Source organism: Terriglobales bacterium (assembly GCA_035624475.1).
GTDB lineage: Bacteria > Acidobacteriota > Terriglobia > Terriglobales > Acidobacteriaceae > DASPRL01.
Window position 1 is genome coordinate 1 of the sequence record DASPRL010000337.1, and the last position, 14,291, is coordinate 14,291.

General features: G+C 68.8%; 12 protein-coding genes. 11 read left to right on the forward strand and 1 reads right to left on the reverse strand.

Translation table 11 applies throughout. From position 1 onward, the window contains the following. From VEG08_13305 to VEG08_13355, 11 genes are all read left to right on the forward strand, one after another. Positions 1-701 (forward strand): hypothetical protein (locus VEG08_13305; GenBank protein HXZ28964.1); only part of this gene is annotated, 701 nt, incomplete at its 5' end. A 26-nt stretch (positions 702-727) separates the two neighbouring features. Beyond that, the gene (locus VEG08_13310) at positions 728-3,277 is read left to right on the forward strand and encodes a serine/threonine-protein kinase (GenBank protein ID HXZ28965.1); all 2,550 of its coding nucleotides are present in this window, start codon (positions 728-730) and stop codon (positions 3,275-3,277) included. Then, positions 3,274-4,077: a hypothetical protein gene (locus VEG08_13315; protein ID HXZ28966.1), complete on the forward strand. Its 804-nt coding sequence runs from the start codon at positions 3,274-3,276 to the stop codon at positions 4,075-4,077. Before VEG08_13310 ends, VEG08_13315 begins: the two co-directional genes overlap by 4 nt. Positions 4,078-4,263: 186 nt before the next feature. Beyond that, positions 4,264-4,644 carry an RNA-binding S4 domain-containing protein gene (locus VEG08_13320; GenBank protein HXZ28967.1) on the forward strand — a complete coding sequence of 127 codons (381 nt, stop codon included), beginning with the start codon at positions 4,264-4,266 and terminating at the stop codon, positions 4,642-4,644. Positions 4,645-4,812: 168 nt separating this feature from the next. Then, a complete protein-coding gene (locus VEG08_13325; GenBank protein ID HXZ28968.1) occupies positions 4,813-6,429 on the forward strand; it encodes a protein kinase in 1,617 nt (538 codons plus the stop codon). After that, positions 6,430-7,446: a PEGA domain-containing protein gene (locus VEG08_13330; GenBank protein HXZ28969.1), complete on the forward strand. Its 1,017-nt coding sequence runs from the start codon at positions 6,430-6,432 to the stop codon at positions 7,444-7,446. Positions 7,447-7,536: 90 nt separating this feature from the next. Next, positions 7,537-8,346, forward strand: a complete 810-nt coding sequence (locus tag VEG08_13335; protein ID HXZ28970.1) for an ATP-binding cassette domain-containing protein — start codon at positions 7,537-7,539, stop codon at positions 8,344-8,346. A 67-nt stretch (positions 8,347-8,413) separates the two neighbouring features. Then, positions 8,414-9,106 carry a Bax inhibitor-1/YccA family protein gene (locus VEG08_13340; GenBank protein ID HXZ28971.1) on the forward strand — a complete coding sequence of 231 codons (693 nt, stop codon included), beginning with the start codon at positions 8,414-8,416 and terminating at the stop codon, positions 9,104-9,106. 2 nt (positions 9,107-9,108) lie between these two features. Further along, the gene (locus tag VEG08_13345; protein HXZ28972.1) at positions 9,109-11,739 is read left to right on the forward strand and encodes a CHAT domain-containing protein; all 2,631 of its coding nucleotides are present in this window, start codon (positions 9,109-9,111) and stop codon (positions 11,737-11,739) included. A gap of 86 nt (positions 11,740-11,825) precedes the next feature. Continuing rightward, complete coding sequence (locus VEG08_13350; protein ID HXZ28973.1) at positions 11,826-12,578, forward strand: YIP1 family protein; 753 nt, start codon at positions 11,826-11,828, stop codon at positions 12,576-12,578. A gap of 165 nt (positions 12,579-12,743) precedes the next feature. Then, complete coding sequence (locus tag VEG08_13355) at positions 12,744-13,772, forward strand: radical SAM protein (GenBank protein HXZ28974.1); 1,029 nt, start codon at positions 12,744-12,746, stop codon at positions 13,770-13,772. A gap of 231 nt (positions 13,773-14,003) precedes the next feature. Here the strand turns inward: VEG08_13355 and VEG08_13360 are convergent. Further along, positions 14,004-14,291: ACT domain-containing protein (locus VEG08_13360; protein HXZ28975.1), on the reverse strand; the 288-nt coding region annotated here is incomplete at its 5' end.

The window sequence follows — 14,291 nt, forward strand, 5'->3', positions numbered from 1 at the left end:
AGGAGAGCAAGCCGGTGGAAGCCGGCGCGGCGCTGCGGGTGCGCGGCATCGCCACCCAGCCCTCCGGCATCGCCCTGGTCACGGTGAACGGCCAGCCCGCCACGCTGAAAGTCCTGAGCCCGCAGACGGCGGAGTTCCTGCTGCCCGCGCTGGCGGTCGCGCCCGGCAGCAGCAGCGTGCTGGTGCTGGCCACCTCGGCCGACAAGGCGGAGGCGCACCTGGTCTTCAGCGTGACGCGTCCCGAGGTAAAGGTGACCGCGCCCGCGCCCGGAGCGCAGACCACCGAAGCCACGGTGACGGTGCGCGGAGTGGCCGCCGGCTTCCGTGACGTGGAGCGCGTGGAGGTCGCGGGGCAGCGCGCCACCCTGACTCGCCAGCCCGACGGCAGCGTGCAGTTCGAGGTGGCGGCGGTGCCGGTGCCGGTGGGCGAAAGCGTGCTGCAGGGCTCGGCGGTCGGCAGCAGCGGCCACAGCGAGCCTTTCACCATCGCGGTGAAGCGGCTGCCTCCGCCGGGGCCGCCGGCGCTGGGGCTGAAGGAAGTGCTGGACGCGCTGCAGAGCCGCGTCCCCAAGGCGCGCCTGCTGACGCTCATCCAGCAGTACGGCGTGGACTTCACCCTCAACGATGATGCGGAGCGGCAGCTCCGCGAGGCCGGCGCCGATGCCGAGCTCTTGCTCGCCATCGCCAAGGCAAAGAAGTAGGAGGAGGTAGCCCGGAGCCATCATCCATGTTCAGCCGGCACGACCAGGACGAAGCGGTGAAGACGCCTCCGGAAGCGGCGGAGAAAGAAACCACGCCACTGGGCAGCACCGACCCCGGCGTGGTCGCGGAGCAGCAGCCGGCGGAATCGCCGCTGCCCTGGCTTGGCCAGCGCTACGAGGTCCTGGGCGAACTGGGCCGGGGCGGGATGGGCATCGTCTACCGCGCCCGCGACCGGGAAACCGGCGACCTGGTGGCGCTGAAGGTCCTCAAGCCGGAGATCGCCGCCTTTCCGGCGGTGCTGGAACGCTTTAAGAACGAACTGCTGCTGGCCCGCAAGATCACTCACAAGAACGTCTGCCGCACCTACGAGCTGTTGCGCTTCGGTGAGGTGGTGGTGATCGCCATGGAGTACGTGGAGGGCGAGAGCCTGCGCGCCCTGCTGGCGCGCGTGGGCGGGTTGGCGGTGAGCCGCGGCCTGGAATTGGCGCGCCAGATCTGCGACGGCCTGCAGGAGGCCCATGCCCAGGGAGTCGTCCATCGCGACCTTAAGCCGGAGAACATCCTCATCGACCGCAATGGACACGTGAAGGTGATGGACTTCGGCATCGCGCGTTCGCTGGAAACCGGCGGCACGCAGACGGGCGCCGTCCTGGGCACTCCCGCCTACATGGCCCCGGAACAGGCGGAAGGCCGGCCCGTGGACGCGCGCACCGACATCTACGCCCTGGGCCTGATTCTCTACGAGATATTCACCGGGCGGCCGGCGTTCAGCGCCGATACCCCGGTGGCACTGGCCCACCAGCATATCCACGGCACTCCGCTCCCGCCGCAATCGCTGGAACCCTACCTGCCGGGCTCCCTCGATCGCGGCATCATGAAGTGCCTGCAGAAGGAGCCGAAGCGGCGCTTCCAGTCGGTGGCGGAGCTTCATGCTGCGCTGAGCCAGGAGGAAACTTCCCAGGCCAAGGGCGCCGAAGTCTCGCTGCCGCCCCACCTGGCAAACAGCCGTCGCAGCGACCTCCTGCTTCTCTTCCTGGGCGCGCTGGGATTGGCTGCCTTCCTTGCCCTGGCTGGCACCACGGTCCCGGAAACCGGCCTGCGCGTCCGCCTCACCCGGGAGCAGTTTCTGGACAAGGCGCGCGACGACATGACCCGCCGCGGTTGGAAGCCTCCTTCCCAGGCCTGGGTTGGAGTTGCAGAGGAGGCCGGGCCCTACCAATTGCTCGCCCAGGGCGCGGGCTACGTCGAGGCTCAGAGGGCTCTGACTGGCGAGTTTCCTCCCTTCCTCTACACCCTCACCTTCGACCAGCCGGAGCTGCGCGAGTCCGGAAAGGCCGACATCTCGGAACTGCCTCATGTCGTGTACGAGCCCGGCGGGGCACTGCGCGCCATCCGCCTGCCGGTTCAGGGCCGGATTTCGCCCGGCTCTGGGATCGCGCGCGGTCCCGCCCTCGAACTGGCCAAACGCGAGATCCAGCAGACTTTTGGCGTGGACACAGACCGGCTCACGCCGGAGTCCGAGGGGACCCTCAACCTGGAGGGCCGCCAGGGGAACACCTTTACGTGGGTGCAGCGGCTTCCCAGCGGCATCGAATGGCACTACAAGGTGGAAGTCTACGACCGGCCGGCTTACCTGGGCCGATGGATCACCCTGCCGGAAGGCTACAGACCGGCCCCCCGTTCCTCCGCCCCGATGGTGGTGGGCATCGTGTGGTTCGTGGTAATGCTGGGGCTGTTCTTTCTTCGCGGGTTGTTTTCCCAGGTGGGGGCCCGCGAACTCGGCGTCTTGGCGGGTCTGGCCATACTTCTGGCCGCGGGGTTCGCGCTGGCTTGGTGGGATCCTTCGCCGGCAATGGTTTTCTGGTGGGCGGTCTTCTACATGATGACCTTCCTGTTCTGGCTGGTGGTGGTCACCCCAGTCATCAACTTCCTGGCCGGTCGCCCCTGGCCTCACTTGACCTCCAGCTACACGGCTCTGTTGCACCTGCGGCCCAGCGCCCGCCTCACGGCACTGGCCTGGATCCGCGGTTGCGCTTGCGGTTTGTTGGTCCTGGCTTCGTACACCGTACTGCTCCGACTGGGCATGCTCGCGCGCCTGACCTGGCCGAAGCTCGCTGAGCCCTTCCCACTGGCATCGCGCGTGCCTTTGATATCGAGAACGGCGGCGGCCCTGATGTTCGCGGTCGCGTTTGCCTACGGCGTGGCCTCCACGGTCTCCCTCGCCCGCCGCTGGGTCGCTTCTTTCCTGGTGCTTGGGCTCATCGGTGGTGTCACGATGCTCGCCGACAAGGGCTGGCCCCCGGATTGGTTCCAACTCCTCCTCGCTATGGCCTTGGGCGCCGCCCTCTGCCGGGTCCTGCTGGCCTACGACATGTTGACTCTGATGGTCACCGTCTTCACCTTCTCCCTCTGGCAGATCAACTACCCCCTGACCCGCATGTTCGAGAGCGTGGGCAACTGGCAGTACTGGTTCCCGCTGGCGCTGTGGGCGGCGCTGCTGGTCTGGGCGCTGTGGGCCGGCTTCCGTCCCTTCTGGGACCGCCTGGGGCGGCGGGCGGCGGAGATGCTGGAGTGACCATCCTCGCCAGGCCGTTGCCCTATGCCGTCCTGCTCCTCCTTGCCCTGCCGCTGGCGGCGCAGTCTCCGGACGCTCCCGCCGCCATGCCCGCCGCCGACGAGCTGGTCGCCCGCATGATCGACCGCAGCCAGCAATTGGCCAGGCAGAATCCCTCCCAGGACTACGGCTTCAAGTACCACGAGGTCGCGGAGGAACTGGAGAGCGATGGCAGGGTGAAGGAGCATCACGACTGGGACTTTCAGACTGTCCTGGTCGAAGGCGCACCCTACGACCGCCTGGTACTCAAGGACGGCAAACCGCTCGACGAAAAGGAACGGACCCGGGAGGCCAAGCGCGAGGCTGCCTTCCGCAAGCGCCTCCACGAGAAGAAGGAGGGGGAGGAAGGCGGCGTCTCCATCGACCAGCAGCTCGTTCGCCGGTTTCTCTTCCACGTGATGGGTCAGGAAGAGGTCCAGGGCCATCCCGCCTGGCTGCTCACGGTCCTACCCAAGCCCGATCAGCCGGAGGCGCGCAACCGCGACGAGAAGGTCCTGAGCCGCATGCAGGGGCGCATCTGGATCGACGCCCAGAACTACTTCCTGGTCAAAGGCGAACTCGATCTCACCCAGCCCGTGAGCGTGGGCGGCCCACTGGGGTCGGTCAAAACGGTTCACCTGGACTTCGCCAAAGAGATGGTCGCGCCCGGGCTGTGGTTATGGCAGCGCTGGAACTTGCAATACGGCGCCCGCGTGCTCTTCGGCTCCATCCACATGAGGCGGCACGGCGAATACTCGGACTTTCAGCCCCTCCCCCGCTAAAGATCGGCTGGCCATCCCCAAGGCGAAAAAGCAGACGTCAGACCTCTGAGGTCAGACGTCAGAGGGTTTCTCCGATGCCTCGATTTCCCCTGGAGGCGTCATCCTGAGGCGCTTCAGCGCCGAAGGATCTTGCGCGCAGCGCCGAGGACCCCACCCGTTATGCCGCCCCCTGTAGGAGAATAGGCCATGGCCTCGGTGCGCATCGACAAGTGGCTGTGGGCGGCGCGCTTCTTCAAGACGCGGGCTATGGCGGCGCGCGCCTGCCGGCTGGGCCGGGTGCTGTGCGGCGGGCAGCCGCTCAAGGCGGCGCGCGAGATCCGCCTCGGAGACAGGCTGCGCGTGACCAACGACAGCGGCGACTTCGAGGTGGAGGTCCTGCTGCTCAGCGAGGTGCGGGGCCCGGCGGCGGTGGCGCAGACCCTCTACCGTGAGAGCGAGGCCAGCCGGGAGTTACGGCTGAAGGCAGCAGCGGAGCGCAAGGCGATGGCGCAATTCGAACAGCTCCCCGCCGGCCGGCCCTCCAAGCGCGACCGCCGCCGGATCATCCAGTTCCGGGGAAGAGCCTGACGGCGGCGGGCCTGGGAACCCCCTCTCCCTTGTTGGGGGGAGTTACTTTCGTATCTTCGGTTTCGGCGGCTGCCGGGGTATCATCTCGATATTCTGCGGCCGGGCGGGCAACCTGGCCGCGCCCGCCGGGTTCATCTCCCCAGGCGGTGGGAAGGTTAGGGTCAGGGCATGAAGTTCTGCGACACCTGTCATAGCAGCTATCCCAACGAGTTCCAGACCTGTCCCAAGGACCAGGCCCCGCTGCGCGCCGCCTCCGAGCTGGTGCAGGGCATGGTCATCCGCGACAAGTACCAGGTGCTGGAGAAGATCGGGGCCGGCGGCATGGCCGTGGTCTACAAGGCCCGCCACCTGGCCTTCAACGAGATCCGCGCCTTGAAACTGGTCTCCAGCCGCATGCTGGAGGACCAGGACTTCCTCAAGCGCTTCAAGACCGAGGCCGTGATCACGCGCAAGCTGCAGCATGCCAACGCGGTGCGCGTGGACGACATCGACACCACCGAGGACGGCCGCCCCTTCATCGTCATGGAGTACGTGGCGGGGCAGAACCTGCGCGCGGTGATCGCCCAGGAAGGGCGGGTGGAGGTCAGCCGCGCCCTCAAGATCGCCAAGCAGGTGGCGCTGGCGCTGGGCGCCGCCCATCGCCTGGGCATCACCCACCGCGACATCAAGCCCGACAACATCCTGCTGGTCACGCAACCCGACTCGAGCGACCTGGTCAAGGTGCTGGACTTCGGCATCGCCAAGGTGCGCGAGGGCGCCTTCGACACCGGCGCCGGCTACACCGCCACCCAGACCGGCATGGTGGTGGGCACGCCCCAGTACATCTCTCCGGAACAGGCCATGGGCAAGCACGGCCAGGAGGTCGACGGGCGTGCCGACCTCTATTCCCTGGGCGTGGTGCTCTACGAGATGATCACCGGGCAGTTGCCCTTCGAGTCGGACACCCCCATGGGCATGCTGCTGCACCACATCCAGACGGCGCCGCGTCCGCCGCATCTGCTCAAGCCCGAACTCAACATTCCCGAGCCGGTTTCCAAGCTGCTGATGAAGGCGCTGGCCAAACATCCCCAGGACCGCTTCCAGAGCGCCGACGAGATGTACGAGGCGCTGCGCCATCCCCGCGAGTGGATCGCGGCCAGCCACGCCGGGACTCAGGCCACGCAGGTCATGGGTTCGCCGCGGCATGAAGAAGGGGTGCCGACGCCACCGGCGGCGCCGGTTGCTCCCACCACTGTGGTGTCGCCGCGTGCGGCCTCCCCGCAGCCGGTCGCGGCAGCCCCCGCTGCGCCCAGACCGGTGGCGGCGTCGCGGGCGGCCGCGCCGCGGCGTGTCCCGCCGGCGCCGACGGCCGGCGGCGCTCCCTGGGGACGCATCGCCGTGGTCCTGCTGGCGCTGGCGCTGCTGGGTGCGGGCGGCTACTACGTTGTCGGTCGTCGCAGCGCCGCTGCTGCGAACACCCCTGTCCCGGCAGCCTCGCCCTCGCCGCCTGTGGTGCAGCCGGCGCCGGTGGCCGGCTCCCCGGCAGGCGAGGACGCGGCCAAGCCGGCGGCATCGGCGACTCCGCCCGCGGCCCAGCCGGAAGAGCCCACGTCGCAGGTGCGAGAGGCGCGGGAGCTCATCGCGCGCGGCCGCGCCGCGCTCGACACCGGCGACTACGCCGGCGCCATCGCCAGCTTCCGGCAGGCCCTGCAGATCGATCCGGGCAACGCCGCCGCCCAGGCAGGATTGCGCCGCGCCCAGCGCGCCCGCCGTGCCGAAGCCGAGGTCCTGGGAAGGCGGCGCTAGATGGCGCCCATGCGAAAGTCCCGCATCCTGTGCCTCGCGCTCTGCCTGGCCGCGCTCCCCGCCTGGAGCCAGCGCCGCGGCGGACAAGGCAACCCCGGCCAGGGCTTGGCCGCCAAGCTGGGACCCCAGCCCGAGCTGCATGACGGCAGGCCCGCCCTGCGCTTCGAGGGGCGCGAGGGCTGGGCGCTGTTCGTGGACGAGGTGCAGTACAAGGGCGAGCCGGCGCTGCGCTTTCCCGCCGCCAAGACGGCGGGATGCGCCGGCGCCCTGCTGGTCTCTGAGAGCCACGTGGCGCTAGTGGTGGCGCAGCCGAGCGCCGACTGCCAGGGCTTCGATGCCGCCCGCGGTTCCGTCCAGGTGGAGCGCCAGGGCGGCAAGGTGACGCTCTCCTCCGGCGCCACCAGCTACACTTACATCCCGCTCTACGAGAACGGCGAGCAGCGCCATGCCGGGATGGGCTTCGGCGGCGCCGAGTACCTGGTGCGGGCGGTCGAGAACTTCGACGGCGTGCTGCAGCACTTCCGCCAGACCACGGCCGGCCTGGCGCCGGCTTCCGCCGGCACTCCCGCGGCGGCGGCCACCGCAGGCAAGAAGGGGAAGCCCCAGCCGTCGGAGGTCACCATCACCACCCAGCCCGGGGGCGCGCAGGTGTACGTCAATGACGAGCCCCGCGGCATGAGCAGCGAGCAGGAAGGACGGCTGGTGCTGAAGCTGATGCCCGGCGCCCACACCCTGCGCGTCAGCCTGCCCAACTACAAGGACTTCACCCAGGACATCGCGGTGGTGGCGGGGCAGCCGCTCAGCGTCACCGCCCAGCTCGAGCCTCTGGGCCCGCCGCCCTTCACTCAGGACGACATCGAGAAGATGCTGCAGGGCAACGTCTCCAACAAGCGCATCGCCGCCCTGGTGGAGGAGCGAGGCGTGGACTTCGAGCTTACCGCCGACCTCAAGAAGCGCCTGAGGGCCTTGGGCGCCGACGACGCCCTGCTGCAGGCCCTCGCGGCCAAGAAGCGGTAGCGGCCGCCCGCACTTGCCGTTTCGGGTTTCAAGGTTCACGTTTCACGTTGTCTGCTTGAAACTTGAAACCTGAAACGCGAAACTTGCTCCATGCCCCTGCTCGAAGCCCGCAACCTGACCAAGGTCTTCCCCCTGGGCGAATCCGTCTTCGGGGGCGGGGCCAAGGGCGAGGTGCGGGCGGTGGATGATGTCTCGCTCACGCTCGACGCCGGCGAGACCCTGGGGCTGGTGGGCGAATCGGGCTCGGGCAAGAGCACGCTGGGAAGGCTGCTGCTGCGGCTCCTCGAGCCCACCTCGGGCTCCGTCCGCTTCGACGGCCGCGACGTGCTGGCGGCCTCCGGGGGCGAGTTGCGCCGCCTGCGCCGCGACCTGCAGATCATCTTCCAGGACCCCTTCGCCTCGCTCGATCCGCGCATGACCGTGGAAGCCATCGTGGGAGAGCCGCTGGCCATCCACGAGAAGGGCAACGGCCGCGCCCGCCGCGCGCAGGTAGTGGAGCTGCTGCGCGCCGTGGGTTTGGACGAATCCATCCTCGGCCGTTACCCGCACGAGTTTTCCGGAGGGCAGCGGCAGCGCATCGGCATCGCGCGCGCCCTGGCCCTGCGCCCGCGCTTCATCGTGGCCGACGAGCCGGTCTCGGCGCTGGACGTGAGCGTGGGCGCGCAGATCGTGAACCTGCTGGCCCGGCTGCAGCGCGAATTCGGCCTGACCTACCTCTTCATCTCCCACTCCATGCCGGTGGTGCGCTACCTGGCCACGCGCATCGCCGTGATGCACGGCGGCAAGATCGTGGAGGCGGGCCCGGCCGAGGAGATCACCACGCGTCCCCAGCACCCCTACACGCGGAGCCTGCTGGCGGCCACGCCCGAGATCGCACCGGCCACGGAGCCGCACCCCTAGGCCCCCGGTGGGATTGTCCCGGGGGCGCGCGCGGGCTAGACTGGCGGGAGATGTGCAGGAGCCTCCCATGAGCACCGCTCCCTACGCTCTCTCCCAGTCGGTCACCGCCGAACGCACCTTCATCGCCCGCGTCTTCGGCTGGATGGCGGGAGGCCTGGTCACTACCGGCCTGATCGCCGCCTACGTCGCCACCAACCCGGCGATGGTGAAGGCTATCTTCGGCTCAGGTTTGTTCTGGGTGCTGGTGGTGGCCGAACTGATCGCGGTGGCGGGGCTCTCCTGGGGCGTGAACCGCATGAGCCCGGCCTTGGCCATGGGCGCCTTCCTCTTCTACGCCGCGCTCAACGGCCTGACCCTCTCGGTGATCTTCCTGGTCTACACCGCCGAATCCATCGGGCTGACCTTCTTCATCACCGCCGGCACCTTCGGCGCCATGTGCCTCTACGGGGCCACCACCAAGCGCGACCTTACCTCCCTGGGCAGCCTGCTGTTCATGGCGCTGATCGGACTGATCCTGGCTTCCGTGGCCAACATCTTCTGGCACAGCTCCGCGCTCTACTGGGTGGTGACCTACGCCGGCGTCTTGATCTTCGTCGGCCTGACCGCCTACGACGCGCAGAAGATCAAACGCATGCACGCCATGGGAGTGGAGGGCACGGACCAGGACAGGAAGGCCGCCATCCTGGGCGCGCTCGCTCTCTATCTCGACTTCATCAATCTGTTCCTGTACCTGCTGCGCATCTTCGGCCGGAGGAAGTAGCGATGCAACGGAGCGGCGCTTCCGCCTGCAGGGGATACCTGGCGCTGGCGGCGCTGTTTCTGCTGGCGCTGCCGCTTCTTGGCCAGGGGGAGCCCCAGCCCGCTCCCCCCGACGTCCCCACGATCCTGCAGCAGGCCCACGCGCTGCAGAAGCAGGGCAAGCTGGACGACGCCATCACCCTCGTCCTGGAGAATGCCGACGCGGTGCGCGACGGCTACGGCGGCGAGAGCCTCGCCTTCGCCGAGATGGCCGAGACCCTGGCCGACTTCTACGTGCTCAAGGCGCGCGGCGGTCCTGAGGCCGGAGGTGCGCCGCCGCTCTCCCCCGAGGACGCCGCCAAGGTCTACGACGCCTGCGCCCAGATGTACCGCCTGGCGCTGGCCATCCAGCAGAAGTTCCCCGATACCCTGGTGGCGGAGATCCGCCTGCGCAAGGCACTGGCCGACATCCATCGCAGCGTGGAACCGCCGCCGCCGCCGGCCGAGCCCGGGGCCACCCGGCCTGAAGGAGAGAAGGCGAGCGCCTCCGCCCCCGACGAGGAGGCCCTGCGCGCTGCCCGCGAGGAAGAAGCGCGCCGCGCCCAGCAGGAACTCGCGGCCTGGGAAAAGGCGATGGAAGAGCAGCGGGCCCGGGAGGCGCGGCAGGAGGCTGCCGCCAAGGCGCCGAAGTCGAAGAAGACTGCGAAGACCGGCAAAAAGTCGGCGGCCAAGTCCGCCCCCAAGCCCGAGGACGCCGGCCCGGTCGTGCTGGGGGCGATGGGCGGCACCGACTACGACGCCAGCAAGCCGGACTGGGGGCAGCCCACGCCGCCCCCCTCTTCCGGCACCGCGGCAGGCCAGCCCACGCCGCCGCAGTACCAGACCAAGGCCGAGTACACCTTCCCTGACGAAACGGTCGAGGGCAACCTGGAGAAGCCGCCGCGCGACACGCTGGAGCGGTATCCCACCATCGAATCGCCGGATGCGGTAGCGCCAGGGCAGGAGTTCGCCGTCCAAGTCTCGCTGACCGAGGAGCAGATCACCCCGGAGGCCCGGGTACAGCAAGGCGCGACCACCGCCGAGGGCAAGCTGGCCCTGGCCCTGCCGCAGAGCGCCGAGAACCAGTGGAAGATCGACGTGGCGCTCTCCGCTCCCGGCCTGGAGTTCGCCCGCGGCTCCAACCTGGGCAGCCTGGTGCTGCCGCGCCAGGGCGATTCCACGGTGGCCATCTTCTATCTGCGCGCGCGGCCCATGGCCGCGGCCGAGAGGTCTGTCCACCTGATGGCCACGCTGTGGTACCAGGGCAGCTACCTGGCGCGCATCGAGCGCGACCTGGTGATCCGCAACCCGCAGGGCACGGCCGCGAATCTGGAGGCGGGGCCGGCGCAGGGAGGCGCAGCGCCGGCAGCGCGCGCGGAAGCCAAAGCGGCGGCTCCGCCGGCGGCGCGGGCCGCGCCGAAAGCCGCCGCCAAGGAAGCCGCGCCCGCAGCCGCGGGCCCGTCCGTCGTCGAGCAGCGCCGCGCGGCGCTCGATCTGGGCTTCGTGCCCCCGGACCTCACCGTGGTCCTGCTGCACAACCCCGGCGACAACACCGAGACCATCATCCTGGAGTCGCCGCACCTGCAGCCGGCGCAGTACACCACGCCGCGCACTCCGGGTCTGGCGGAGTGGCTGGCGGCGCAGTACCGCCAGATCGCGGCCCGTTCCAGCCGCGGTATGCAGCCGGCCGGGGAGGCCGCGGCCGCCGGGCGCCAGTCCACCGACGATTTCCTGCGCGGCTTCGGCCGCCAGCTCTACCTCCAGTTCGCACCGCAGCCCTTCCGCGAGGCCTTCTGGACGCTGGAAGACAAGCTGGGCGCGAAGTTCCGCACCATCCAGATCTTCACCGACGATCCCACGCTGCCCTGGGAGCTGATGCGCCCGGTACGCGCCGACGGCAGCGGCGAGCGCGATTTCCTGGGCATGGAGTTTTCCGTGGCCCGCTGGCACGTCACCCAGGACACGGCGCAACTGGAGCGCCCGCCCCAGACCGAGCCCCTGGAGAAGGTCGTGGTCATCGCGCCCCAGTACCAGGGCGAGACGGCCCTGCCCGGGCAGAGCGACGAACTCAGCGCGCTGGCGCAGCTTCCCGGCTACTCGCTGGTGGGCGGCGACCTGGGCGCCTTCCGCACCGTCTTCCAGCAGTTGCCGAGCGGGCTGGTCCACTTCGCTGGCCACGGCGCGGTGGCGCAGCAGGGCGGCGCTCCGGAATACGCCATCCTGCTGGAGGACGGCCCCCTGGACCTGATGACTTGGCGGGGCATGACACCGCTGCGCCAGCACCATCATCCCGTGGTCTTCTTCAATGCCTGCGAGGTGGGGCAGTCACAGAAGGTCGCGAACTTCGTGGACGGGTGGGCGCCGGCGGTGCTGCGCATCGGGGCCAGCGGCTACATCGGGGCGCTGTGGCCGGTGAACGACCGGGTGGCTGCGCTCTTCGCCGCCCGCTTCTACCAGGCGATGGAAAGCGAGCTGGCCCAGGCCGGGGGGCGGGCGCGCGTCAGCGAAGTGCTGACCCGCACCCGCCGCGACGTTTTCCGCGAGACCGGCGACCCCACCGCCCTGGCCTACGTCTTTTACGGCGACCCCAACCTGGCGTTCTCGCGGGCGCGCTGATCCCGATCTCGTTGCTCCGCGCGCGGCAACGCGCTAGAATGCCTCGCTCTGGGCCCCGCGTTTCCTAATCCATCGGAGATGAACGCATGAGCGCAACCGCAACGCCTCCCGCCCCGACCGGCCCCGCCATGTCCCTGGGAGGGCGCGTGATCAACACCTTCGTCGCCCCCACTTCGGCCTTCGCCGAGATCCGGCGCAGCAGCGCCTGGTGGCTGCCCTGGGTGCTGCTGTTGCTGGGCAGCATCGCCTACGTGAGCGGCGTGCAGACCAAGGTCGGCTTCGACCAGGTCTACCAGAACAACCTGCACAACTCGCCCAAAGGCCAGGAGCGCCTGGATCAGATGCCTCCCGACCAAAAGGCCCGTGCCCTCCAGATCGGCGTCGCGATCACCAAGTACATCTCCTACGGCTTCCCGGTGCTGCGGCTGATCGGGTGGATCATCCTGGCGGCCATCCTGATGGCCACGCTCAATTTCGGCATGGGCGCCGAGCTCAAGTTCGGCACCTGCCTGGGGGTCACCGCCTGGGGGACCCTGCCGGAGATCTTCCGGTCGCTGCTGGCGGCGGTGCTGCTGTACTCCGGGAGGGTCGATCCTGAGGGATTCAACGTGCAGAACCCGGTGGGCACCAACCTGGGCTATTACCTGAATCCCGCCGGCTCCAAGTTCCTGTTCACGCTGGGCTCCGGCATCGACGTGTTCATCATCTGGAGCCTCATCATCACCGGCATCGGCTATGCCGCCGTGAGCAAGGTGAAGAAGGGAGCCGCCATCGGCGTGGTGGTGGGGTGGTACCTGCTGTTCCTGCTGATCGGGGCTGCCTTCTCGCTGCTGGGCTAGCCAGGCTAATCTGCTGGGAGGATGGGACTTACCCGTCCTCCCGGCTTCGGCCCGCCCTCCATTCAATCCCCGGAATCGCCGTTCGCTGCCGGAATCCGGCAGACCACCCGGCATTCCTTCTTTTTCGTGCGGGAAAGGTGTGTTGTAATAAGGGATTCATCTTCCATGCTGGACAAGGCCCATCTCTTCCGCCGCGATTTCAAGGCCATGCAGCGCCGCCTGCGGGAGTGGCGCATGATCGCCAAGGGCCTGGTGTCGAAGGACCATCCCATCCTGGCGCACGTCATCCCCATGCGCCGCTGCAACCTCGCCTGCGCTTACTGCAACGAGTACGACGCCGTCTCCCAGCCGGTGCCGCTGGAGACCATGCAGCGGCGGCTGGACAAGCTGGCCGACCTGGGCACCACCATCATCACCATCTCCGGGGGCGAGCCCCTGCTGCACCCCGAGCTGGACGAGATCCTCCGCCACATCCGGCGCCGCGGCATGATCGCCGGGCTGATCACGAACGGCTACCTGCTCACCGCCGAGCGCATCCACCGCCTGAACGCCGCCGGGCTGGAGCACCTGCAGATCTCCATCGACAACGTGAAGCCCGACGAGGTCTCCAAGAAGAGCCTGAAGGTGCTGGACAAGAAGCTGATGCTGCTGGCGCAGCATGCCGAGTTCCACGTGAACATCAACTCGGTGGTGGGCGGCGGCATCCGCGATCCCCACGACGCGCTGGTGGTGGGCCGCCGCGCCCTGGAGCTGGGCCTGACCTCCACCGTGGGCATCATCCACAACGGCGACGGGCAACTGCAGCCGCTGGGCGAGGAAGAGCGCGCCGTCTACGCCCAGATGCGGGCCATGGAGAAGAACAGCTACGCCCGCGTCAACGGCTTCCAGGACAACATCGCCCACGGCCGTCCCAATAGCTGGCGCTGCCGCGCCGGCGCCCGCTACCTCTACATCTGTGAGGACGGCCTGGTGCACTACTGCTCGCAGCAGCGCGGCTACCCGGCGGTGCCGCTGGAGCAATACACGGTGGCCGACATCCGCCGCGAGTACCTCACCGAGAAGGGCTGTGCGCCCCACTGCACCGTGAGCTGTGTCCACCAGGTCGCCTACATCGACGGCTGGCGCGATCCCCAGACCCTGAACGTGCCGCCGCGTCCCGCCGGCGAACCCGAGGGTCTGGTGCAGATCGAGTAAGGACCGTCTCACCGCCGAGATCGCCGAGCCCGCAGAGAAATTCAAACCCACCACAGAGACACGGAGACACAGAGAACTACTTTGAAGGGGCGCGGCGTCCAGCCGTGCCGCCCAGCCCCTTACCTCTTAGGTTTGTCATCCTGAGCGAGGGATGCCCTGCGGTTCGCCCGCAGGGCATCGCGAGTCGAAGGACCTCTATTCCCTCGAAGTCTGCCCCATGATTCCAGGCGTCTAGCCCACAATCTCGTGCCCGGCCTTCTTCAGCGCTCCCAAGGCCGTTTCAAGCGACTCCTCCGGCACCAGCACATGATCCGTGTCGAAGGTGGAGACCACGAACACCGGCACGCCTGCCTGGGCCAGCGGCGCCACGAAGGAACTCACCACCCCGGTCTCCGTGAAGGCGAAGGGGCCGTGCAATTTCAGAGTCGCGAAGCGTGCCGAACGCTTCGCCCCCGCCGGCACCTGCTCTTCGGCGCACACGATAGAGAGCTCTTCCTGGGTGCGCGTGACCGAGAAGAA

Excerpts from the sequence above, each read along its gene's own strand:
- VEG08_13345 (HXZ28972.1), top strand. The coding sequence starts at position 9,109 with ATGCAACGGAGCGGCGCTTCCGCCTGCAGGGGATACCTGGCGCTGGCG.
- VEG08_13330 (HXZ28969.1), top strand. The coding sequence starts at position 6,430 with ATGGCGCCCATGCGAAAGTCCCGCATCCTGTGCCTCGCGCTCTGCCTG.
- VEG08_13335 (HXZ28970.1), top strand. The coding sequence starts at position 7,537 with ATGCCCCTGCTCGAAGCCCGCAACCTGACCAAGGTCTTCCCCCTGGGC.
- VEG08_13325 (HXZ28968.1), top strand. The coding sequence starts at position 4,813 with ATGAAGTTCTGCGACACCTGTCATAGCAGCTATCCCAACGAGTTCCAG.
- VEG08_13355 (HXZ28974.1), top strand. The coding sequence starts at position 12,744 with ATGCTGGACAAGGCCCATCTCTTCCGCCGCGATTTCAAGGCCATGCAG.
- VEG08_13310 (HXZ28965.1), top strand. The coding sequence starts at position 728 with ATGTTCAGCCGGCACGACCAGGACGAAGCGGTGAAGACGCCTCCGGAA.
- VEG08_13340 (HXZ28971.1), top strand. The coding sequence starts at position 8,414 with ATGAGCACCGCTCCCTACGCTCTCTCCCAGTCGGTCACCGCCGAACGC.
- VEG08_13350 (HXZ28973.1), top strand. The coding sequence starts at position 11,826 with ATGAGCGCAACCGCAACGCCTCCCGCCCCGACCGGCCCCGCCATGTCC.
- VEG08_13320 (HXZ28967.1), top strand. The coding sequence starts at position 4,264 with ATGGCCTCGGTGCGCATCGACAAGTGGCTGTGGGCGGCGCGCTTCTTC.